At 68.9% G+C, this 21,796-nt stretch carries 23 protein-coding genes and 1 tRNA gene; 16 read left to right on the top strand and 8 right to left on the bottom strand.

Annotated elements, in window-relative coordinates; all coding sequences use genetic code 11:
• Positions 1-133: 133 nt before the first annotated feature.
• From Pmi06nite_RS00005 to Pmi06nite_RS00020, 4 genes are all read left to right on the top strand, one after another.
• Positions 134-451, top strand: coding sequence for a PadR family transcriptional regulator (locus Pmi06nite_RS00005; RefSeq protein ID WP_239113396.1), 318 nt, complete (start codon positions 134-136; stop codon positions 449-451).
• 2 nt (positions 452-453) lie between these two features.
• On the top strand, positions 454-1,386 hold the full coding sequence (locus Pmi06nite_RS00010; RefSeq protein WP_203950684.1) for an HD domain-containing protein: 933 nt from the start codon (positions 454-456) through the stop codon (positions 1,384-1,386).
• A gap of 694 nt (positions 1,387-2,080) precedes the next feature.
• Positions 2,081-3,070 (top strand): non-homologous end-joining DNA ligase, encoded by a 990-nt coding sequence (ligD, locus tag Pmi06nite_RS00015; RefSeq protein ID WP_203950685.1) that lies wholly within the window; start codon positions 2,081-2,083, stop codon positions 3,068-3,070.
• Positions 3,071-3,335: 265 nt separating this feature from the next.
• Entirely contained in the window at positions 3,336-4,049 is a 714-nt protein-coding gene (locus tag Pmi06nite_RS00020) for a hypothetical protein (RefSeq protein WP_203950686.1), read from the top strand.
• A 260-nt stretch (positions 4,050-4,309) separates the two neighbouring features.
• Here the strand turns inward: Pmi06nite_RS00020 and Pmi06nite_RS00025 are convergent.
• Positions 4,310-4,383, bottom strand: a tRNA-Pro gene (locus Pmi06nite_RS00025).
• Between the two features lie 84 nt (positions 4,384-4,467).
• Here Pmi06nite_RS00025 and Pmi06nite_RS00030 point away from each other — a divergent pair.
• Positions 4,468-4,935 (top strand): helix-turn-helix domain-containing protein, encoded by a 468-nt coding sequence (locus tag Pmi06nite_RS00030; protein WP_203950687.1) that lies wholly within the window; start codon positions 4,468-4,470, stop codon positions 4,933-4,935.
• Between the two features lie 107 nt (positions 4,936-5,042).
• Here Pmi06nite_RS00030 and Pmi06nite_RS00035 read toward each other — a convergent pair whose 3' ends face one another.
• Positions 5,043-5,366 carry a DUF6458 family protein gene (locus Pmi06nite_RS00035; RefSeq protein ID WP_203950688.1) on the bottom strand — a complete coding sequence of 108 codons (324 nt, stop codon included), beginning with the start codon at positions 5,364-5,366 and terminating at the stop codon, positions 5,043-5,045.
• 120 nt (positions 5,367-5,486) lie between these two features.
• Between Pmi06nite_RS00035 and Pmi06nite_RS00040 the strand changes: the two genes are divergently transcribed.
• The 3 genes from Pmi06nite_RS00040 to Pmi06nite_RS00050 are packed head-to-tail and all read left to right on the top strand — an operon-like array spanning position 5,487 to position 6,950.
• Positions 5,487-6,080: a hypothetical protein gene (locus Pmi06nite_RS00040; protein ID WP_203950689.1), complete on the top strand. Its 594-nt coding sequence runs from the start codon at positions 5,487-5,489 to the stop codon at positions 6,078-6,080.
• Entirely contained in the window at positions 6,080-6,754 is a 675-nt protein-coding gene (locus Pmi06nite_RS00045; protein ID WP_203950690.1) for a hypothetical protein, read from the top strand. Before Pmi06nite_RS00040 ends, Pmi06nite_RS00045 begins: the two co-directional genes overlap by 1 nt.
• Before the next feature lie 7 nt (positions 6,755-6,761).
• Positions 6,762-6,950, top strand: a complete 189-nt coding sequence (locus Pmi06nite_RS00050; RefSeq protein WP_203950691.1) for a hypothetical protein — start codon at positions 6,762-6,764, stop codon at positions 6,948-6,950.
• Between the two features lie 99 nt (positions 6,951-7,049).
• On the opposite strand, the gene Pmi06nite_RS00055 is transcribed toward Pmi06nite_RS00050, so the two are convergent.
• The 3 genes from Pmi06nite_RS00055 to Pmi06nite_RS00065 all read right to left on the bottom strand — a co-directional run bounded on the left by Pmi06nite_RS00055 (position 7,050) and on the right by Pmi06nite_RS00065 (position 9,705).
• Positions 7,050-8,348 carry an NAD(P)/FAD-dependent oxidoreductase gene (locus Pmi06nite_RS00055; RefSeq protein ID WP_203950692.1) on the bottom strand — a complete coding sequence of 433 codons (1,299 nt, stop codon included), beginning with the start codon at positions 8,346-8,348 and terminating at the stop codon, positions 7,050-7,052.
• 27 nt (positions 8,349-8,375) lie between these two features.
• Positions 8,376-8,789 (bottom strand): ATP-binding protein, encoded by a 414-nt coding sequence (locus Pmi06nite_RS00060; RefSeq protein WP_239113398.1) that lies wholly within the window; start codon positions 8,787-8,789, stop codon positions 8,376-8,378.
• A gap of 136 nt (positions 8,790-8,925) precedes the next feature.
• Positions 8,926-9,705: a SigB/SigF/SigG family RNA polymerase sigma factor gene (locus tag Pmi06nite_RS00065; RefSeq protein WP_203950694.1), complete on the bottom strand. Its 780-nt coding sequence runs from the start codon at positions 9,703-9,705 to the stop codon at positions 8,926-8,928.
• Positions 9,706-9,895: 190 nt separating this feature from the next.
• Between Pmi06nite_RS00065 and Pmi06nite_RS00070 the strand changes: the two genes are divergently transcribed.
• Positions 9,896-10,264, top strand: a complete 369-nt coding sequence (locus tag Pmi06nite_RS00070) for an STAS domain-containing protein (protein ID WP_239113400.1) — start codon at positions 9,896-9,898, stop codon at positions 10,262-10,264.
• 61 nt (positions 10,265-10,325) lie between these two features.
• Here Pmi06nite_RS00070 and Pmi06nite_RS00075 read toward each other — a convergent pair whose 3' ends face one another.
• A complete protein-coding gene (locus Pmi06nite_RS00075; RefSeq protein WP_203950696.1) occupies positions 10,326-11,033 on the bottom strand; it encodes a GAF and ANTAR domain-containing protein in 708 nt (235 codons plus the stop codon).
• A 98-nt stretch (positions 11,034-11,131) separates the two neighbouring features.
• On the opposite strand from Pmi06nite_RS00075, the gene Pmi06nite_RS00080 reads away from it, so the two are divergent.
• The 4 genes from Pmi06nite_RS00080 (at position 11,132) to Pmi06nite_RS00095 (ending at position 15,875) form a co-directional block, all read left to right on the top strand.
• On the top strand, positions 11,132-12,937 hold the full coding sequence (locus Pmi06nite_RS00080) for a SpoIIE family protein phosphatase (RefSeq protein WP_239113401.1): 1,806 nt from the start codon (positions 11,132-11,134) through the stop codon (positions 12,935-12,937).
• 40 nt (positions 12,938-12,977) lie between these two features.
• Positions 12,978-13,799 carry an MEDS domain-containing protein gene (locus Pmi06nite_RS00085; RefSeq protein ID WP_203950697.1) on the top strand — a complete coding sequence of 274 codons (822 nt, stop codon included), beginning with the start codon at positions 12,978-12,980 and terminating at the stop codon, positions 13,797-13,799.
• Positions 13,787-14,713, top strand: coding sequence for an anti-sigma factor RsbA family regulatory protein (locus Pmi06nite_RS00090; RefSeq protein ID WP_203950698.1), 927 nt, complete (start codon positions 13,787-13,789; stop codon positions 14,711-14,713). The genes Pmi06nite_RS00085 and Pmi06nite_RS00090 overlap by 13 nt, the downstream gene beginning before the upstream one ends.
• Before the next feature lie 112 nt (positions 14,714-14,825).
• The gene (locus tag Pmi06nite_RS00095; protein ID WP_203950699.1) at positions 14,826-15,875 is read left to right on the top strand and encodes a glycosyltransferase; all 1,050 of its coding nucleotides are present in this window, start codon (positions 14,826-14,828) and stop codon (positions 15,873-15,875) included.
• Between the two features lie 37 nt (positions 15,876-15,912).
• Here Pmi06nite_RS00095 and Pmi06nite_RS00100 read toward each other — a convergent pair whose 3' ends face one another.
• On the bottom strand, positions 15,913-16,968 hold the full coding sequence (locus Pmi06nite_RS00100; protein ID WP_239113402.1) for a PucR family transcriptional regulator: 1,056 nt from the start codon (positions 16,966-16,968) through the stop codon (positions 15,913-15,915).
• Between the two features lie 83 nt (positions 16,969-17,051).
• On the opposite strand from Pmi06nite_RS00100, the gene Pmi06nite_RS00105 reads away from it, so the two are divergent.
• The 3 genes from Pmi06nite_RS00105 to Pmi06nite_RS00115 all read left to right on the top strand — a co-directional run bounded on the left by Pmi06nite_RS00105 (position 17,052) and on the right by Pmi06nite_RS00115 (position 20,881).
• Positions 17,052-17,963, top strand: a complete 912-nt coding sequence (locus tag Pmi06nite_RS00105) for a proline dehydrogenase family protein (RefSeq protein ID WP_203950701.1) — start codon at positions 17,052-17,054, stop codon at positions 17,961-17,963.
• 31 nt (positions 17,964-17,994) lie between these two features.
• On the top strand, positions 17,995-19,686 hold the full coding sequence (pruA, locus tag Pmi06nite_RS00110) for an L-glutamate gamma-semialdehyde dehydrogenase (RefSeq protein WP_203950702.1): 1,692 nt from the start codon (positions 17,995-17,997) through the stop codon (positions 19,684-19,686).
• Positions 19,687-20,032: 346 nt separating this feature from the next.
• Positions 20,033-20,881 carry a hypothetical protein gene (locus tag Pmi06nite_RS00115; RefSeq protein WP_203950703.1) on the top strand — a complete coding sequence of 283 codons (849 nt, stop codon included), beginning with the start codon at positions 20,033-20,035 and terminating at the stop codon, positions 20,879-20,881.
• On the opposite strand, the gene Pmi06nite_RS00120 is transcribed toward Pmi06nite_RS00115, so the two are convergent.
• Positions 20,878-21,750: an LLM class F420-dependent oxidoreductase gene (locus Pmi06nite_RS00120; protein WP_203950704.1), complete on the bottom strand. Its 873-nt coding sequence runs from the start codon at positions 21,748-21,750 to the stop codon at positions 20,878-20,880. The two genes, Pmi06nite_RS00115 and Pmi06nite_RS00120, sit on opposite strands and share 4 nt — an antisense overlap.
• Positions 21,751-21,796 lie beyond the last annotated feature (46 nt).

Genomic DNA, 21,796 nt, shown 5'->3' on the forward strand with positions numbered 1-21,796 from the left:
GCTCCTCCTCTTCGCTTCCGCTGCCACGCTCGGGCCCGGGAACCTGTCGAGACGTAAGGCATGACTCACCCCCGCGCGAATACCAGGTCGTGACAGAGGGGCGCACGATCGACATATGTCGGATAAGCCACGTATGACCCGTCCCACACTGGACGTGATCAAGGTATTCCTCGCTGAGCCCGACCGAGAGCTCTATGGGTTGGAACTGCGGGCAGAAACGGGGCTGGCGAACGGGACGCTCTATCCACGACTCGCCCAACTCGAAGGCTACGGGTGGCTGGAAAGCCGGTGGGAGTACGCGGAGTCAGACGAGCGGGCCGGACGCCCGCCCCGCAGGTACTACCGGCTCACCAGGGAGGGCGCCGTACGCGCCCGCGAGGAAGCCGAACGGGCCGACCGCGTCCACCAAAGCGGCGGCCTCCGCACCAGGCCCGGACTTCAGGGAGCATGATCGTGGACACGCTGATCACACCACTGCTCAGCCAACTCACCGATCGCTTGAACAGCGGCGACCTGGGGCTCGTCGAACTCGCCTACGAACGCGCCGCAGAGCGGCATGAGGGTCAGCTCCGGCGCAGTGGCGACCCCTACATCACCCACCCCGTCGAAGTCGCGTCAATGGTCGCGGCGGCAGGTGCCGACCCCGCGACGATATGCGCAGCCCTACTCCACGACATCGTCGACGGACCGGACTTCAACCTCGGCTGCCTCGGCAGCGAATTCGGCACCGAGATCACGGGACTCGTGGCAAACGTCACCGCGATGGACCGCGGAGGCCCAGTGCCGACGGACGACCGCGTCCTGCTTCTCAAACTCTTCGATCGCCTGCACAACATGCGGACGATCGAACACATGGCCCCGCACAAGCAGCGCCAGAAGTCTCTGCACACACTGGAATGGTTCGTGCCCCTGGCACGGCGGCTCGACCTAGCATCCGTCGCCGACGAACTGCAGTCCCTCGCCCATGCCCGGCTCGACCCAGGGCCAGCTTTCACCGCGGTGCGGGCGGCGTCTGTGATCCTGCCCGCGTCGGCCCGGAGACGCTACCTCCACGAGTGGTCGGCTGAACTCGCCACGCTGCCCACCGAGCGCCGGGCCTACGTCGTCGAACTACTCCGCGGCGTCCCCGCCCTGGCCGTCGTCCTGTGGCGCCCCCAAGCCCATAGCCTGGTTCGAACCCTCCTCACCACCGCGTTTGCCACCCTCCTCCGCCCGTGGCTCGTCCTCACGCCTCCCCTCGCATGGCTCACCTACCAGCTAACCCGATCAAGCCCTGCCGACGCGCTCGCCTTCGTTCTCACCGTTCCTCCGGCCCTTTCCGCACTGATCACCAGAATCAGAACCCGACTGGGCCTGGAACAACACCGGGACACAGAAGCCGATTAACCAACCGATATACCTCGAAGGAGACCAAAGAGCACGGGGCAAATCGACAGTAGCGCCTACGAACGCAGACCGGCCTTCCCATGCATTCCTCTGCACTCACCCACGAACCCAACTACCCGCGCAGGCGACCTCGGGTTTGGCACCGGGCCGCTCATCTCAGCGCCATCCCGCAAACGACCGACATCAGAAAGGTGGCCCACCTGGCACATTGCTCGGGGAATTCGGGTCGATCTCCAGGTTGAGACTAACGGCGAGGGTGACGCACCCAATATGTCCACGTTCCTGATGACCTTCCACACGCTGGTTGCCCTACCTGCACGGCCGAGCTTGACCTGGAGGAGTCGGGCTGGTGGGCTCTGCCTGGGTCGATGGCAGGCGGAGCGATCAAGATCTTCTCAGCTGTGTTGAGGAGATTTGGGGTGCGCCTCGTACCGGCAACCGACACGCTGCCTGTCACCGAAGCTGGGTTCGTTCCCGGATCGCGGTCCCAAGAAGGGCCAGGGCGACACCACCGAGTGCGGCGCCTGGTGTGATGAGTAGATCCCACGTGAACGTCATATCGCTGAGACGCGAGGGAGCTCAGCCCGGTCCACGCCCGCGCGAACCGAAAAAGACTCCGTGCCGCGCAGGCGGGCGCGTCGCACTGCCCCTGAGACACCAGGTACCGATCTTCGGTTGGGGTACCAGGACCGTTGTGGGATCTCTCCCTGCATACGCGCCGATGATGGCCCAACTCGGCCCCATGCCGGAGCAGGAAGCGGAGTACGGCCACGAGATGAAGTGGGACGGCGTCCGGGCGCTCGCCTACGTGGAGAACCGCGCCCTTCGGCTGGTCTCCCGCAACGGCAACGACGTCACCATCGCCTACCCGGAGGTCTACGCGCTCGCAGGCGCGACCAGTGGCCACGACTGCGTCCTCGACGGGGAGATCGTCGCGTTCGACGAGGCCGGCCGGCCCTCGTTCGCGGCCCTGCAGCCGCGTATCCACCAGAGAAACCCTCACAAGATCCCGCAGCTGGTACGGCTGGTGCCGGTCACCTACCTCCTGTTCGACATCCTGCACATCAACGCGGCGACGTCGATCAACATGCCGTACATAGCGCGTCGCGACCTACTGGAAAGCGTGGTGAACGCGGGCGCGCGCTGGCAAGTACCCGGATGGTTCCGTGACGCCGGGGACACCGCTCTCACCCTGTCCCGGCAGATGGGCCTGGAGGGCGTCGTCGCCAAGCGGCTCGACTCGCCCTACCGGCCCGGCAAGAGGTCGGGCGACTGGACGAAGGTGAAGAACATCGCGACGCAGGAGGTCGTGATCGGCGGCTGGCAGCCGGGCGGCGGCCGGCGGGAGGGGATGATCGGGTCTCTGCTGCTCGGCATCCACGACGAGGCCGGGCGGCTGGTGTTCACCGGGCACGTCGGCACCGGGTTCACCCAGGCCGCCCTCCGCGACCTCCATGAACTGCTGGCACCGCTGGAGCGACCCACCCCGCCGTTCGCCGACGCCGTGCCGCGCGAGCACGCTCGGCACGCGCACTGGGTGGAGCCGCTGCTCGTGGGTGAGGTGCAGTACGCCGAGTGGACGGGTGACGGCCGTCTGCGGCACCCGTCATGGCGAGGGCTCCGATCGGACAAGTCCCCCGGCGATGTGATACGGGAAGTGCCTCCCGATCGACAGGCCGGGTAAACGCCGCGCTTAGAACGGCGGTCCGTCCGGCTCATCCACCCCAACATGATCAGCCGCGAGTCACACCACCCAGCGGGACACCACCTATCACCAGCACACCAGACGCGGCAGGGAACCGGCCGGACCAACGGCGCGGAGCTGGAAGTCGCGGGTCTGGCAAGAAACGCTCGAGAAAAATCCAATGTTGCAGAGTCTCAGCTGAAACAGTCCCCTCCTTGCCTCAGAGTCGCTCCGGTGTGCAGAACCGGCAGAGCGGAGTGCTGAGATGAGTCGCTGGATCACCACGTGTGTCGGGCTGTTCGGCCTCATGGCGGCCGGCTGCGGAGCAAACACCGAGGGAGCTGCCCACACCGACCCTCCCCCAGCCGCCAAGCCCAGCCCAGTCGCCTACTCAGCGCAGTCTGGAACCCGCGAGGATGTCACTGCGCTCTTCCTCGATCCAGCCGAAGCCGGACTAGCCGGCGGCGAAACTCAAACCGTTCCTGAGGGCACTCTCTCGAGGCTCAGCATCTGCGTGCCGCTCAACCCGATGAACACCCCCGGAGTACCCGTCGACAAGCAGTATGCGACGGCCGAGGAAGCGATCACCGTCCCCTACAAGGGCCGCCTCACACAGCAGGGGTGGGTGCTGCCGAGCGAAGCTGCCGCCTCCACCCTCATGAAGCAGGTCAACCGGAAACTCCCCCAATGCCGCTACAACGGATCCACGAGCGACCCAGTCGACCCGACAAGACGGATCAGCGGCATCTCCCACCCAAAGACCTACATGCCTGACGCCTTCGGCTGGCATGGCCATCAGATCGAGCAACTCATGAACGTCAACGACAAACGCACATCCGTCAGCACCGTGCTCATCCTTCAGCGCGGCCCGGTCGTTCTCGCCCTCGACTACATCAACTACACGCCGAAGGCGCCGGAGCAGACCTTGCGCGCCTACAACCTCGGCATCCTCCGCAAGATCCTTGCCCGCCCTGCCTGATGACGCGGGGCCCAGCACCCTCGATCAACCACTCCGCGAGCGTGTGCCACCCCTCGGACTGATCTTCAAACGCGGAAGTTCGTTTGAACAGGAGGTCCCCCGGCACCGCCTGAGCCGCGTATCAGCTGGTCATGCCGGGCATAGACGGGCACCGGTCACAACAGTCCGGCAGGCTCCGGCCCACGGTCAGATGACGGTCAGACAAGCGAAAAGCCCGATCATCTAGAAGATGATCAGGCTTCCGACCTGCCGAAACAGAGTCGGGACGACAGGATTTGAACCTGCGACCCCTTGACCCCCAGTCAAGTGCGCTACCAAGCTGCGCTACGTCCCGCTGCCCGTTCGGGCTTCACCAACCTTAGCGCAGTTTGAGGGCACGTGCGTACAGGCTTACCCCGCCGGACCTAGGCTGTGGATCATGGGAAGGAAACCTCGCATCGATCAAGACGAGCTCCGCAGCCTGATCGCGGAGGGCTGGTCGAACGCGCAGCTCGCCGCCCACTTCGGAGTGACCGATTCCGGGATCCTGCAGGCGAAGCGGGCCGCGGGGTTGTCCAAGCCGATGACCGACCACAGCAGGGCGCTGCCCTGGAAACTGAGCCGTGAGCACAGTCAGAGCGGGCCGGCCACCAACCTTCGCAACCTGTCCGCCGTCGCACAGGGCCGGACGATCCCGAAGGAGAAGCTCAACACCGCTCTCCGCTGGGCGAGCCGCCTGGTCGACAACGATCTCGACGTCACCTACGACCCCGAGCGGGGATTCCAGGAGACGCCCGCCCGCGGGTCCTCGCACATCGCCATGGTGCTCTCGGAAGCGGAGCAGGCGATGCGGCCGACTCCGAACGATCAGGACGTAACCGATCGCCCGCCGGATACCACCACATAGATGTGAACCCATCCGACGGCGAACTCGTCGCCTGCGCCACCTCAGGCGACCTCGGAGGCGTTCCACGATGACGAGGTCGCCCTCACCACGGTTCAGGAACCCAGCGGTCAAACGTCCTGACGCTTGATGGGCGTCGTCTCGTCCTGGACGTAGACGTGCCGCTCACTCGGCCGCACCTCCGTCTCGTGCACATGGATCTGCGGCTGGGCCGGCGGGTCCACGGTGTACATCACGTCGGGCTCAACGGTCTCGACCGTGTCCTCCGCGTGGGGGCGGCGCGTGTAAAGACCGGTGAGCAGTGCGCCGACGGCACCGACGGCCATGAGAATCCAGCCGATCATCTGCAGGTCGATCCCGGGGACATCCCATTTCACGGCGAATGCGAGCACCGCGCCGATCGCGAGGAAAGCGAGACTGGCTCCGAAGCCCATGATTACCTCCTCAGACGGTGATCAGCGCCTCTACCCCGCAAATCCCGCATTACGCAATGCGTGAAGGGTCCTTTCCAGGGCAGTGCGAACGAACAACGCACAATCACCCTGGAGGCAGATATGTCCGCCATTGCATGGGTGGCCGTCGTCGTAGTCGCGGTGGCCGTGATCCTGGTGGTCGGCTACCTCGTTTCCGGCCAGAACCGCCGCCGGCACCTGCGGGACCGCTTCGGACCGGAATATGACAGGACCGTCGAGGAGAGCGACAGCCGCAAGGAGGCCGAGCAGGACCTGCTCGCCCGCGAGGAGCGCCACGCCAAGCTCGACATCAGACCGCTCGACCCGGAGACCCGCCAGTCCTACTCCACGAAGTGGACGGAGGTCCAGGAGCGCTTCGTCGACGCGCCCGGCTTCGCCGTGACCGAGGCGGACGCTCTGGTCACCTCTGTCATGGCCGACCGCGGATATCCGACCGATGAGTTCGAGCAGCGGCTGAGCGATCTGTCCGTCGCCCACGCGGCCACGCTCGACCACTACCGCGCGGCCCACGACATCAGCAGCCGCGCCGCCCGGCAGGACGCCTCCACCGAGGAGCTCCGCCAGGCGATGGTCCACTACCGCGCGCTCTTCCAGGAACTGCTCGCGGACTCCGCCGAGACTCCCGTGAACGGCCGTCACGCCAACCGCTCCAACGCCGAGGAGGCTGACCTGTGATGCAAGGCAACCCTTACGAAAACCGATACGGCACGCCGGAACGACCGGTTCCCGAGCCTTCCGAGCCCCTCGATGAGGACACCAGGCAGGAGGAGGCATCGGCAGGCGAGCGGCGTGACGAGCACGACGGCCCCGGCCCGGTGTACTCCGCGGAACGCTCCGACGACGCCGACGACGCCGAGACCGCCGACGACACCGAGACCGGCACCCGCGCCGATGTACAGGACGGCCCGGAGATCGTCCCGGTCGACCGGCACGGCTCAGAGAACGCCGACTCCCTGGAGGCCGTCGAATCCGCGGACGACCGTGACGACGTCCTGTCGCCCGGCCTCGTCCGGGACGACGGCGCGGTCCCGGCGCCGCAGGACAGGGACGCCGACGTCCTCGTGGCGGCCGCCGCCACGACGGAGCCCGGCACCCGCGGCGACCTCGAGCCGGTGGACGACGTCGACTACGAGCAGAGCTGGCACGAGATCAAGGCCCAGTTCGTCGACGACCCGCGCGGCTCGGTCGAGCAGGCCGACGCGCTGGTCGAGGCGGCGGTGACCGAGTTCACCGTGCGCCGCCAGTCGTTGCTGGACCAGTGGAAGAACAGCGATCAGGCCGACACGGAGGCGCTGCGCCTGGCCCTGCGTGAGTATCACACCCTCCTCGCCCAACTGACCGGAAAGTGAGACAACCATGCTCGCCATCGCCGCGGCGATCGTCTTCGGCATCGCCTTTCTCCTCGATCTTCTCAACGCCAGCATCGGCATCGGCCTCACCGCGCTGATCGCCCTGGGACTGTGCCTGCTGGCGCTGCACCAGGCCGGCATCGGAACGGCCAGCGTGAGCTCCTACCGCGGCAACTGGCGCCGCGCCCGCCGCTGAGGTCTTACGCCATCTGACGAAATACCTCCTGAGAACGATGTGCCGCGTGGCCCCCGGCGGGGGTCACGCGGCACGCTCACGTCTCCGGAGGACCCGCCGTCAGGAGCGGCCCGCGACCTTGAACTCCTGATGCGGCCGCTGGAGCGCGCCGAGCGAGACGATCTCTCGTGGGAACAGGAGCCCGAGGGTCCAGTCCATCAGGATGCGCGACTTCTTGTTGAAGGTGGGCATTCTCATCAGGTGGTAGGTCCGGTGCATGAACCACGCGGGGAACCCGCGCATCTGCCGGCCGTAGATCTGCGCCACGCCCTGGTAGAGCCCGAGGCTCGCCACCGACCCCACGTCCCTGTGCCGGTACGGCGTGCAGGTGTGGCCCCTGATGGTCGCCAGCACGTTGTCGGCCAGCCTGCGGCCCTGCCGTACGGCGTGCTGGGCGTTGGGCGGGCAGAGCAGGCCCGGCCTGGTGAGGTCAGGCACCGCGGCGGCGTCACCCGCGGTGAAGGCGAAGTCGGTGCCCTTGATCCGCAGGTAGGCGGTGGCCTTGACCCGGCCCTTCTCGTCGAGGGGCAGGTCTCCGGCCGCGACGACCGGGTTCGGCTTGACCCCAGCCGTCCAGACGAGGGTCTCCGCGTCGAACTCCTGGCCGTCGTCCAGCACGATGTGGCCGTTCTCCGCCGACGTGAGCAGGGTCCGCGTCCGGACCTCGATGCCGCGCCCGCGCAACTCCTGCACCGTCCACCGGGCCATGTCCTCGCCGACCTCGGGCAGGATGCGGTCGGTGGCCTCGACGAGGATCCAGCGCATGTCGCCCCTGCTGATCCCCTCGAAGTACCTGCAGGCGTCGGCAGCCATGTCCTCCAGTTCGCCGAGCGCCTCCACCCCGGCGTAACCGCCGCCGACGAAGACGAAGGTGAGCGCGCGGCGCCGCACCCGTTCGTCCGGCGTCGAGGCGGCGAGATCGAGCTTGCCGAGGACGTGGTTGCGGAGGTGGATGGCCTCTTCGACGGTCTTGAACCCGATGCCGTGGTCGGTGAGCCCGGGGATGGGCAGCAGCCGGGAGACCGAACCGGGGGCGACGACCACATAGTCGTACCCGATCGTGACGGCCGGGCCCTCGTGCGGCTGGAACCGCGCCGTGCGGTCCGCCAGGCTGATCGACTCGACGGTCCCGCTGAGGATCTCGCATGATCGGAGAATCCGCCGGAGCGGGACGACGACGTGCCGGGGCTCGATGTTCCCCGCGGCGGCCTCGGGCAGGAAGGGCTGGTAGGTCATGTACGAGCCGAAGTCCGCCACCATGACGTGGGCCTCGCCGCGCCGGAGCCTGCGCTGAAGTCGCAGCGCCGTGTACATACCGACGTAACCGCCGCCGACGATCAGAATCCGTGGCACAGCCATGCGGGTCCCGTACCCGCTGGACAGCGGCTAGACCAGGAAACGCATCGAAACGGTCGTCCCATTTACCCCAGTACGGACAACAATTTCATGGCTCAGCATCCGGGCGACCCAGAGTCCCATCCCGCTGGTGGCGTTCTCCGGCGGCGGCGTGTGACCAGGCCTGGCCTCCGGATGCCAGAGGCGGCCGTCGTCGTGGACGTCGACCATGAGCGACCCGCCGTCCGTCCACAGTCGCAGCCGCGCCTTGGACGAGCCGTGCGTCACCGCGTTGGTCGCCACCTCGTTGAGGGCCACGAGGAAGTCGCCGACCGCGTCCGCGCTCATGCCCCGGTCCTGTGCCTGCGCAGCGGCGAACTCCCGCACGTCGGGCAGATCGGCCAACGAGAACGTGAGCTCTTTGGCCGTCGCCGCGGCGGACGGAGGAACGCCGTCTTCGTTCACCCGGTAAACGCCTCCCACCGGACCTGACTCAGCCGTACGACCTGGTGAGCCGTGGCATACGGGACGAAGATACCCCGGGACATCGCCAGGTCGGCGGCGATATCCCGGGTAACGCATGATCGTCGCGAGGTCATCGTCAGCTCGCGACGAGCTCGGAACGGAGCTGATCGAGCGTCTTGCGGAGGATCCGCGAGACGTGCATCTGGGATATGTCGAACTCCGCGGCGATCTCGGCCTGGGTCATGTTGCCGTAGAAGCGCAGCAGGAGGATGTTCTTGTCCCGCTCGGGGAGATGGTCGATGAGCGGCATCACGGCCTCCCTGTCCACGAAGGTGGACAGGGCGTCGTCCCGCTCGGGGATCACGTCGCCCAGCGGCGCGGAGTCGCCGTCCGCACCCATCGGCGCGTCGAGGGAGAGTGTGCTGTAGGCCGCCGACGCGTCCATGGTCAGCAGCATGTCCTCTTCGGAGATGCCCATCTTCTCGGCGAGCTCGGCGACCTTGGGGAACCGCCCGAGCTGCTGGGTCATGTCGGCGACGTGCCGGTTCAGCTCCGAGCGCCGCTCCTGGTAGAGGCGGGGGACCCGGACGGCCCAGGTGCGGTCGCGGAAGTGCCGCTTGACCTCACCCGTCATGGTGACCATGGCATAGCCCCTGAAGCTGTGCCCGAGATCGGCGTCGAAGCCGTTGATCGCCTTCATCAGTCCCACGTAGGCGGCCTGGAGGAGGTCCTCCATCGGCTCGCCCCGGTTCATGTACCTCCTGGCGATGTCCCTCGCCATGGGGCGGTGCATCTCGACGATGATCTCTCGCAGGCGCTCGCGCCGCTGTTCGGACACGTCATCCTGGACCAGCTCGATCAGAAGTTCTTCAGCGGTCGGCTCGCTGATGGTCGCTACTCGGATATCGGCAGACATCTGCGCATATCCCCTCGTATATCTTGCGAGGGCTACGCCGACCTGGGAAATCACCCGTCGCAGAAGGCGCGCCTCGCTACAGCTTCGAGACGAGGCCCTCTGCTGGACCTCTGTCGGAGTATATTGCCCGAATTTCGGGAGTATCACCACCCCCACGGCACCAGTAATGTTGCCGTCGAGGAGGTGCGACGTGTCTGACAACGGACTGCTGTCCCTGCGATCCACCATGGCCGGCACCATTGTGGTGGTCCACATCGATGGCATTCTCGACGCCACGACACGCGACCAGTTCGCCGACCACCTGGACACCGAGGCCGAGGACCACGGTCCGGACATGATCCTCGACCTGGGCGGCGTCACCTTCATGGACTCCCGGGCGCTCGGCCTCATCGTCCACCACTGGCAGCGGTCGACCACGGCGGGCGGCAACTTCGCCCTCGTGGCGGTGCAGTACCCGAGCTCCAAGGTCATGTGGGTGACAGGCCTGTCGCAACGCCTGCCCCTGTTCGACACGCTCGACGAGGCCCTCGCGGCCTTCGCCGCCGAACCCCGGCCCTGATCCCCCCGCCCGAAGCGCCGACCCCGGATCCGGCCCGACGGACGGCGCCTGATCCGGGCGGTTACGGCGTGGCTCCCCCATGCTTTTGCTGGTGCTCGGTGACCAGCAGCCGGGCCAGGTCGGCGACCTTGACCTGATGGTGCTGGGACACCCGTCTGAGCTCGTCGAACGCGTCCTCGGCCGAGCAGCCGCTCTTCGACATGATGATGCCCTTCGCCTGGTCGATGACCGAGCGTCCCACGAGGGCCTCCTGCATCTGCGCGGCTCCGGTGAGGACGTCGTCGAACTCCCAGACGTTGGCGAGCGCCACCGTCACCTGCTCCTTGAGCAGGGACATCAGCGCCTCCCCATCGGTGTGCACGCCGGTCCGCACGCCGTACAGGCCGATGATCACAACGGCGTTCTCGACCTCGATCGGCAGGATCAGCACCGACCGCACGCCGTGCCGTACGGCGGTCGCCGCGTAACGGGGCCAGCGGGGGTCGCGCATGACGTCCGTGACGGTGACCGGCCGGCCCGAGGTCAGCGCCTCCCTCGACGGTCCCTCCCGTAGGTCGCTCTCCCTGTCGGTCAGAGTGATCAGCTCGCTGTGGGAGGCGGCGAGGAGCACCCGCCCCTCCATCCACAATTCGGCCGTTCCGCCGGCGCATCCGGGCACACCGCGGGCGATGGCCTCGGTGATGCCGCGAAGGACGCTTTCAGCCGACGCACCTTCTGTCACACGGCCGAGAGCGGCGAGATCACGGGCGAGGATGGACGTTGTCTCCATGGTAGAAAGACCATTCCCATAGTTCTGGTGTTAATCCAGGCTGCATCGATTAGATCGGCTGTCTGGCGTAGCGTCTAATCTCTAGAGAGGGGGCAGCGTTGGCCGACATCGCCGAGCTCGAGCGCTCGCTCAGCGGGCTCGCCGACCGCATCGCCGCGCTCCGGGACGATCCCGGGTCCGGCGCCGCGCTCCGCGAGCTGGAGAACGCCGAGGAGCTGCTCAGAGACGCGCTGGGCGAGCTGGCCAGAAGCCGCAGGCGCAAGGACGGCGGCAACCAGCGCGAGCAGAAGCTGCTGCGCCAGATCTTCCGCGCGCTGCCCATACCGGTGATCATCATGGACACCGGCGCCACGGTCCGCCGTATCAACAACGAGACGACCCGCCTGCTCGGCAGCCCGGCCGGCTACCTCATCGGCCGCGCCTTCCCGCTTCTCGTCGACGTCACCGGTCGCGCAGCCTTTCGCTCCCACCTGACCACCGTCCTGCGCGGCGAGGAGAGCGCGGCCTTCCAGACCCGCCTGGCCCATCAGGGCCGCACGCACACGGTCAGGCTCGTCCTCAGCACGCTCCGCATGCCCGGCGAACCGCAGGAGATGATCGCCGCGGTCGTCCTGCCCACCGAGGTCCAACTGCCGCAGGCCCAGGAATCGTCCGGCGACCCGGACGAGGCGGTGATCATGGCCGCCGCGCGCCGGCACGAGTTGCTGTCCCAGCTGACCCGGCTGCTGCTCGACGAGGAGAGCCTGCGCGAACCGGTGGCCCTCATCCGGGCCGCCCGCCTGCTCGCGGCCGAGACGGCCGACTGGGTGATCGCCGATGTGATCCGGGACGGCCGGCCGCACAGGGCCGCCGTCGTCGGTCCCGCCGACCAGCCGCTCGGCCGGCTTCAGCGGGACCTCGAAGGGATGGATCCGGCCGCCGTGCCGATCGTCGGACAGGTCCTGAGCACCCAGAGCGGGATCGTCAACGAGATGCTGACCGACGACACGCTGCTCGGCGACGACGTGCTCGAGGCGATGGGGGCCGGCTCGCTGCTCAGCGTGCCGATCACCACCGGGGACCGGATCGGCGGCGTCCTCACACTCGTGCGATCGCGCGACCGGCAGCCGTTCGGCCTGGCGGACCTCGGACTGCTCGAGGAGATCGGCCTCCACCTCGGCCTCGCCATCCGGGCCCAGCGGAGCTTCCAGCGCAGGTCGCTCGCGGCCGACACGCTGCAGACAGGCGTTCTCCCCCGCAATCTGCCGGACCTGCCCGGTTTCGAGACCGCCGCCATCTACCACCCGGGATCGGGCCTCCGCGCGATCGGCGGCGAGTTCTACGACGTGTTCCCCGTCAAGAACGGCTGGGGCTTCGTCATCGGCAGCGCGGCCGGCAAGGGCGAGGAGGCGGCCGCCGTCACCGCGATGGTCCGCAACGGCATGCGCGTGCTCAGCGTCTGGGAGGACGACCCCGGTCTGGCTCTGCGCAAGGTCAACGACGCGCTCGTCGTGCAGAACACCGGCCTGTTCGTCATGGCCGCCGCCGGGTTCGTGCGCGGCCGCAAGGTACGGCTGGCCTCGGCCGGCCATCACCCCGCGGCCCTGCTCCAGACCGACGGGCAGGTCCGGTTCTCCGAGGGCGGCGGGGTCCCACTAGGTTTCGAGGAGGGGGCCGAGCCCGCCACGGAGGAGCTGACTCTGACGGCGGGCGAGACGTTGGTGCTCTACTCGGACGGCCTGGTGGGCTCCCAGAGCGACGAGGGGACGGTCTACGGCGAGGGCCGCCTCACCGAGGTCCTCGCCCGCTGCGTGGGCCAGCCCCCCGGCACGGTGGTCAAGGCCCTCGAGGAGGACCACCAGGCTTTCTGCGGGAGCCACGCCATCGACGAGATCACCGTGCTCGTGCTCAGGAAATCCCGGTGATCCACGGAACCGGCCGAGGCTGAGGAGGTCCGCTGTGCGCATGGCACCAGGAGAGCACCGGTCGGTGGCCTTCTCCGACGAGGCCGAACTCGAACCCGTGCTGGCGCCGTTCGTCCACGAGGGCCTCGCCGGCCGGGACAAGGTGCTGTACGTCACCGACGTCACGCATCCCGCCGTCGCGACCGGGCTGCTGCGGGGCTGGGGCATCGACCCCGACGCGTACGCGGGGCGACTCGAGGTGCGCACGCTGGGCACCTCCGACCCCGATGTGATGGTCGCCCAGCTCACCGAGGCCGCGCACCGGGCGCGTGCCGAGGGGTATCGCGCCCTGCGTTTCACCGGCGAGATGAGCTGGGCCGTCCGTGAGGGGACCGACAGCCTCACGGCCTTCGAGACCAAGGTCCAGGCCCTGTTCGACTCGGGCGTCGCGATGGGGATCTGTCAGTACGACCGGCGGGTCTTCCCGCCCGTCACCTTGTCGGAGCTGCAACGCCTGCACCGGGGAACAGATGTGGACCTGGAGTTCGACGGTGCCCTGTTGCGCATCCGCCGCAGCGTCGACCCGCCGGGGCTCGAACTGGACGGCGAGATCGACGCCAACGCGGTCGACGAGCTGACCAGGGCGCTGACGTCCGCCGTGCGCCGCGAGCGGGGCGACGTGCACGTGGACATGGGCCGGATCTCGTTCATCGACCTGTCCGGCCTCAGGGCCCTGGTCGACACGGCGACGTCTTTGAAGGAGGGCAGGTCCCTCGTGCTGGATCGCGTGCCGGAACACGTCGCCCAGCTGATCGGCCTGATCGGCTGGGACAAGGCGCCCGGGCTGCGCGTGCGAGGAGGGGATGCCCGATGGAGCAGATGATTCATCAGGCGAGCCTGTACGGCTCGGACCAGGAGTTCCTCGAGATGGCGGTGCCGTTCGTGCGGGACGGTCTGGCCAACGGCGAGCCCGTCCTGGTGACCACGACGTCGGGCAACCTCGAACTGCTCGGCGAGGCGCTGGGCGAGGACGCCTCCCGGGTCGACCACGCGGAGACCGCCTACTACGGCCGCAGGACGGCCCAGCGCGCCACCGCGTTCACACGGTACTGGCGGCGCAACAGCGGCCACAGGCGGGTGCGGATCCTCGCCGAGCCGGTGTGGCAGGGCAAGTCGGCGCGCGACGTGCTGGCGTGGAAGCGGATGGAGTCCGGTCTCAACGTCCTGCTCGATGACACCGGGATCTGGATGATCTGTCCCTACGACACGCGCTCGGTCGGCGCGGGCATCGCCGAGGACGCGCTGCGGACCCATCCGTCGGTCAGCGCCGACGGCAGGACGGCACAACCCTCGGCCACCTACGCCGATCCCCACGACTTCATCGGCCGATGCGACGCGGCGCCGCTGGCCGCGCCGCCGGCGGGCTCGGTGAGCGCCCCCCTGGACGAGATCAACGACGTCCGCCGGTTCGTGGCCGAGGAGGCGCGCCGCCGGGGTCTCGCCGAGGAGAGCGCCTCGTTGCTGGCCGTGGCGGCGCACGAGGCCGCCCGCTATCTCGGCACGCCGCTGACAGCGGGCATCTGGGAGAGCTTCGGGGCGGTGGTCTGCGACCTGCGGCGGCCGGGAAAGGCGATCTCCGACCCGCTCGTCGGGTTCCGGCCGCCCGGTCCCATCGAGCGGGCCGAGGACGGACTCTGGCTGGCCAGGCAGGTCTGCGACCATGTGGATGTCCGGTCCGACGCCACGGGCTGCACGATCAGGCTCCAGGCGGCGGGACCGCGGCTGCAGACGGGATGATTTTCCCGATTAGGCGTTTAGCTCGATCCAGGCTACGGTAAACACGCTTACATAGATCGTGCCTAAGACGCAGGCACACCTTTTCAAGCGCCTTTCTGCCTTGAGGTGTGCCATGGATATCGCGATCGTCTCTGCTCACGAGCTCACTCCCGACACCCCCGCCCTCGCACGCGAGCTGGCGCGAGGCCACCGGGTCACCGTCTACACACGCTCCAAGGCCAAGGGTGCCGGTGTGGAACATGTCCCGGCCGGGCCCGACATGGAGCTCTCGGAGAGCGACCTTCTTCCGTACATCTCGGACTTCAGCGACGGATTGCGGCGGCGGTGGAGCAAGAGCCGTCCCGACATCATCCACGCCCACTCCTGGTCCAGCGGGCTCGCGGCCATCGCCGGCTCCGAGGGGCTCGGCGTGCCGGTGACCCAGACGTTCCACGGCCACGGGGACAGCGGGACGCCCGCGACCGTGCGCCGGCTGGAGTGCGCGATCGGCCGGCGGGCCCGAGCCGTGATCGCCGCGTGCGCGGACGAGGAGTCGGAGCTGATCCGGATGGGCGTCCCCCGGCGTAACATCTCCGTCGTGCCCCACGGGGTCGACACGCAGCGCTTCCGCCGTCAGGGGCCCGCGTTCCCGCGCGGGACCATGCCCCGCCTGCTCCACGTCGGGCACGCCGGGGCGGCGAGCGCCGTCGACGCGCTGGCTTCCGTCCCCGAGGCCGAGCTCGTGATCGCGGGCGGCGACGACCTCAGCGTCGAGCGGCTGCGCGCCCTCGCCGCCGAGTACGGCGTCGCCGACCGGGTGGAGCTGCTGGGCATGGTGCCCCACACCGCGATGCCGAAGCTCATGCGCAGCGCCGACCTGATCCTTTCGCTGCCCTCCAGCGTGCCCACGGGCACGGCCGCGCTCGAGGCCATGGCGTGCGGGATCCCTGTGATCGCCTCGGCCGCCGGCGCCCACCTCGACTCGGTCGTCGACGGCGTGACCGGCTTCCTGATCCGCCCGGACCACCCGGCCGAGGTGGCGGGCCGGATCCGTCAGCTGCTGGGCGACCCGACCCTGCGGACGGCGATCGGCTACGCGGCCGCCGACCGGGCCCGTTCCCGGTACTCGGTCGAGCGCATCAGCATGGAGCTCCTGCGGGTCTACGAGAGGACCTGCGCCTAGCCCGGAGCCGTTCCCGTGATCACAGGTCCCCCGTGGGCTACACGCCCCGCGGGGGACCTGTGATCGCGGCGGCCTTCAGCGAGAGGTGCAGGAGCAGGCGGTCCTCGCCGTCGGCGAGGTCGAGGCCCGTGAGCCGCTCGGCCTTGCGGAGCCGGTAGTACAGCGTCTGGCGGTGGACGCCGAGCCGCTCGGCCGTCTCCCCCGCGTGACCGGACCGGTCCAGATACTCCTCGACCGTCGCGGCCAGCCCTCCCCCTGCCGCTGTCAGCGCCGCCGACTCGGCCGCCAGCTCGGCGAGCTCCCGGTGGGCGAGCCTGGCCAGCAGGCGGTAGACGCCGAGGTCGGCCCAGGTCGCGACCGGGGCGTGCCGCTCCACATGCTCGGCCACCCGCAGCGCGACGACGGCCTCCCGCCAGCTCTCCCACGCCTCCTCCGCGTCGTCCCTGACCCCTCCGGCTCCGGCGGCGGTGCCGTACATCTCCTGGAGCCTCCGCGCGACCTCGCCGGCCTGCGACGCGGGCGCGAGGACCGTGAGGAGCGCCTCGTCCGGAGCCGGCTCGGCGAGCACGCCGCGCGGGAGCGTCCACAGCGCGGCCGCCCGGCCGGGCGAGGTCCGTACGGCTATCGCGACCACGGGGCCCTCCGCCTCCACCCCCGCGGCGGCCCGGGTTGCGGAGTCGGCGGAGAAGAAGTCCCTGAGCCGGGCGTGCCTGCCCCGCGCCTCGTGCGCGAGAAGCGCGGCGGCGCGGTCCACGAGCGGCGTCACCGAGGCCAGCCGCTCGTCGGTCAGCGCTCCCGAGTCGAGCAGCCACAGGTAGCCGTAGTTCACCCCGCCGTGCCGCAGCGGCACGCAGACGCGGCCGAGCATGCCGGGCAGGCCGGGAATCCGGACCGGGCCCTCGGCGGTGGCGATGCCGTACGCCTCGAAGTGGGCGCGGACCTCGTCGGTGGCGCGCCTGCGGAGGATCGACTCCTGGCGGACGGTGTCGATGTCCCCGCTCTGCGCGCCGTACGCCAGAAGATTGAACGATCGGTCTTCCAGCGTCACCGAGGCGTCGAGGATCCGGGCGATCTCGTCGGCGATGTCTTGCATCCGTCCATTGTTGTGCATCTGTATGAAAACGCTGTGGCGGATGTCCGTGGACCACCCGTGAGCTGCGGATTTACTCTTTCCCCATGTTCGGTTCGCTGCTTCTGGCAGGCTCACGGAGCCCGCTCGCCCGCCGGGCGGTGTCAGGTTTCCCCCTGACCCGCAAGGTCGTCGACCGTTTCGTCGCCGGCGAGTCACCCGACGACGCCGTCGCCGCGACCCGGCGCCTGACGGACGCCGGGCTCTCGGTCACGATCGACCACCTCGGCGAGGAGGTCCGCGACACGGGTGCGGCGATCGACGCGGTCAAGGCCTACGTGACCCTGCTCGGCGCGCTCCGGCCGCTCGATCTCGGCCGGCAGGCGGAGGTGTCGGTGAAGTTGTCGGCGCTCGGGCAGGCGCTCGACGCCACGATGGCGCTCGATCATGCCCGGCAGATCGCCGCGGCCGCCCGCGACTGCGGCTCCACGGTGACGCTCGACATGGAGGACCACACCACCGTCGACTCGACGCTGGACATCCTGCGCGCCCTGCGCGAGGACTTCCCCGAGACCGGCGTCGCCATCCAGGCCTACCTGTTCCGCAGCGAGGCCGACTGCCGTGATCTCGCCGGGTCGCGGGTGCGCCTGGTCAAGGGCGCCTACCGTGAGCCCGCCTCGGTCGCCCACCAGAAGAAGACCGAGGTGGACATGGCCTACGTGCGCTGCCTCCGGATCCTCATGGCGGGCACCGGCTATCCGATGGTGGCCACCCACGACGACCGGCTGATCGCCATCACCGAGTTGCTGGCCGACCGGAACGACCGGGACCGCGAAAGCTTCGAGTACCAGATGCTCTACGGCATCCGGACCGACAAGCAGGAGGCGCTCGTCGGCGCCGGGTCGCAGACCCGGGTCTACGTTCCCTACGGCGACGACTGGTACGGCTACTTCATGCGCCGTCTCGCCGAGCGTCCGGCCAACGTCGGCTTCTTCCTCCGCTCCCTGAGCGGCAAGTAATTCTCTGATCGGCGAAATAGAGGGGTCAGCCATGGATGCGATCACCAGCGTTCCGGTACCGGCCAACGAGCCGGTGCGCGGCTACGCGCCCGGCACTGCGGGGCGCGGCGAACTGGAGAACCGGATCAAGGAGCTCACCGGGGCCCGGCTCGACCTCACGATGACGATCGGCGGCGAGCGGCGTCTCGGCGGGGGCGCTCCGATCGACGTCGTCCAGCCGCACAACCACGCCTCGGTGCTCGGCACCACGGCCGACGCGACGCCCGCCGACGTCCGCGCGGCGATCGACGCGGCGGCCCAGGCGGCGCCCGCCTGGCGGGCCCTGCCGTTCGAGGAGCGGGCCGCGATCTTCCTGCGGGCCGCCGACCTGCTGAGCGGGCCGTGGCGTGCGACGCTGAACGCGTCCACGATCCTCGGGCAGTCGAAGTCGGCCCACCAGGCGGAGATCGACGCGGCGTGCGAGCTGATCGACTTCTTCCGCTTCAACGTGTCGTACGCGCGGCAACTGCTCAGCGAGCAGCCGGTGTCCTCGCCCGGTGTGTGGAACAGGATGGAGTACCGCCCGCTGGAGGGCTTCGTCCTGGCGATCACGCCGTTCAACTTCACCTCCATCGCCGCGAACCTGCCGGCCGCCGCGGCGCTGATGGGAAATGTCGTCGTATGGAAGCCGTCGCCGACGCAGCAGTTCTCCGCGCACTTCCTGATGCGGCTGTTCGAGGCCGCCGGCCTGCCGCCCGGCGTGATCAACATGGTGACCGGCGGCGGCGCCGCGGTCTCCGAGGTGGCGCTGCCGCATCCCGACCTGGCCGGCATCCACTTCACCGGCTCCACCGCGACCTTCCAGCACCTGTGGCGCACGGTCGGTGAGGGCATCACCGGCTACCGGAGCTATCCGCGGCTCGTCGGCGAGACCGGCGGCAAGGACTTCGTGGTGGCCCATCCGTCGGCGTCGGCCGACGTGCTGTCGACCGCGCTGATCAGGGGCGCGTTCGAGTACCAGGGCCAGAAGTGCTCGGCGGCGTCCCGGGCGTACGTGCCGCGGTCGCTCTGGTCGCGCATGCGCGACGACCTGGTCTCCGCGGCCGAGTCGCTCACGATGGGCGACGTGTCCGGCGACCTGTCCACGTTCCTGGGCGCCGTCATCGACGCGAGGGCGTTCGCCAAGCACAAGGACGCCATCGACCGGGCCCGCGCGACCGGAACGATCGACGTGCTCACCGGGTCGTACGACGACTCCACGGGCTATTTCGTGAAGCCGACCATCCTGGAGTGCTCCGACCCCACGGACGAGATCTTCGTCAAGGAGTACTTCGGCCCGATCCTGTCGGTCCACGTCTACGACGACTCGTCGTACGACACGGTGCTCGACCAGATGGAGAGCGCCGCGCCGTACGCGCTGACGGGCTCGATCATCGCGCAGGACCGGCACGCCATCACGGACGCCACGGAGCGGCTGCGCTTCGCGGCGGGCAACTTCTACATCAACGACAAGCCCACGGGCGCGGTCGTCGGCCAGCAGCCGTTCGGCGGCGCGCGGGCCTCGGGCACCAACGACAAGGCCGGCTCGATCTTCAACCTGATCCGGTGGGTCAACGCCCGCACGATCAAGGAGGCCTTCGTTCCTCCGGTCATCGACGGGCCGTACCGGGGTGACGTGCCGCAGAGCGGCTCGCCGCAGCCCGACCTGGGCGGCCTCGGCTACCCGGACGGCGCCGCCGGATAAGGGACGGCCCCTTTCGCTCGCGAGCCGCTCGGTCAACGTCGCCCGAGCGGCTCGCGCTGTCATGTGAACGGCTTGCGGTGCCGTGGGAGGGAACGCCGCGCGGGTGGCTTGCGGTGCCGTGGGAGGGAACGCCGCGCGGCTGGCTTGCGGTGCCGTACGCGGGAACGCCGACCGGCGGCGCGGCTGACGGCACGGGGCGAAGGACGCGCCGGGCGACCGAAGACGCTTTTTCGGCATGTTTCTATCGATAGATATCCACGGACCTTATTCTCCCTGCGTATCCTCATCCTGCGTGTCGCCTTCGGCCGCTCGCGCCATCCGCTCCGAAGCCGGGAGGAGACCGACCGTGAACCCTCTGGCGGCGGTCGCCGAACTCGCCGAAGCCGAGTCCCTGTACGCCCTTGTCGCCCATGCCCCCGAACCCGCCCGGTCATCGCTGGGCATCGCGTCCGCACGCATCGGCGGGGGCGTCGCGTTGTCGATGCGGCACGACTCCACCGGCTACTGGAGCAAGGCACTCGGGTTCGGGTTCGACGAGCCGGTCGGCCACAAGCTGATCGCCGAGGTCTGCGACTTCTATCGCGAGCAGGCGAGCCCGGGCGCCGTTCTGCAGATCGCCCCCGCGTGCCTGCCGCCCGAGTGGCCCGGCATCTGCGCCGCGCAGAACATCTCCGCCGGATCGACCTGGGTGAAGCTGGTCCGCGCGGCGGACACCGGAACGTTCCCACAAGTTCGGACGGACCTGCGCGTCGCCGCCGTGGGGAAGGACGAGGTCGCCGAGTGGGCCGCCGTCCTGCTGCGGGGCTTCGGCATGGCCGTGGAGGACATGGCGCCGGTGCTGGTCCACGGCGTGGAGAGCGGCCGTTTCCGCGCCTATGCCGCCTGGAGCGGGCACGACATGGTCGGCGCGGCCAATCTGCGCATCCATGGAGACACCGCTTCGTTCTTCGGCGCCTCCACGCTGCCCGAGCATCGCGGCGGCGGCGCGCAGTCGGCCCTGCTGGCCGCACGGGCCCGCGACGCCGCCGCGTCCGGTTGCCGATGGCTCGTCGCGGAGACCTGGAAGCCGGCCCAGGACACGCTGAACTCGTCACTGAACAACATGCTGAGGGCCGGCTTCACGGTCATCCATCCCCGCCGGAACTGGCTCTGGAAGCCGGACGGCCTACCGGGGCCGCCTACTGGGGCTGCTTAGAGGCCGGTGGCCGCCGGGATGACCCGGGCTCCGATGATCTCGAGCGGCTCGAGGCGGTGGACCTCCTTGACCTGGCCGATGGCATGGCTGAAGCCCATCTCGGCGAACCCGCCGAGGTCGTCGACGATCCGCTGGGCGTTCTCGCCGTTGTCGCCTACGTCGTAGCGGTAGTAGACGGTCTTCTCGATCTCGTCGTAGTCGCGGCCCTCGGCCTCGCAGTGGGCCCGGAGCACATCCAGCTTCCGCGCCAGGTCGGGGCCGGGGAACAGGTTGCAGGCCTGCGCGTATCGGGCCACCAGACGGAGGGTCTTCTTCTCCCCGCCTCCGCCGATGAGGATCGGGGGGTGCGGCCGGGTCAGGGCCTGCGGCGAGTTGAGCGGCCGTTCGAGCTGGTAGTGCCGGCCGTGGTAGGGCTTCTCGTCGTCCGTCCACATCTGCAGGCAGATCTGGACCGCCTCCTCCAGTCGCTCGAGCCGCTCGCGCGTCTCGGGGAAGGCGAATCCCAGTCCGCGCGACTCCTCGTCGTTCCACGCCGCGCCGATCCCCAGCCAGGCACGGCCGCCGGACAGCACGTCGAGGGTTGTGATGATCTTGGCAAGCAGGCCGGGCTCGCGATAGATGGTCCCGGTGACGAGAGTGAACAGATCGGCCCTGGTCGTGTGGGCGGCCAGGTAACCGAGTGTGGTGTAGGCCTCCAGCATCTCGCCCTCGCTGGGACCGACGCTGCGGATCTGGAAGAAGTGATCCATCACGGCGATGGCCGCGAATCCCGCGTCATCGGCGGTCTTCGCGATCGCCGCCAGGTCCGCGCCGAGGGTGGCGGGGCCGCCGGGGTAGGTGAAATCGGGGATCTGTAGTCCAATTTTCATTTATTCCTCCTATTACTTACTTACACCCCTTTCCTTGGGCGCAGAA

This window comes from Planotetraspora mira (genome assembly GCF_016863275.1).
Lineage (GTDB): Bacteria > Actinomycetota > Actinomycetes > Streptosporangiales > Streptosporangiaceae > Planotetraspora > Planotetraspora mira.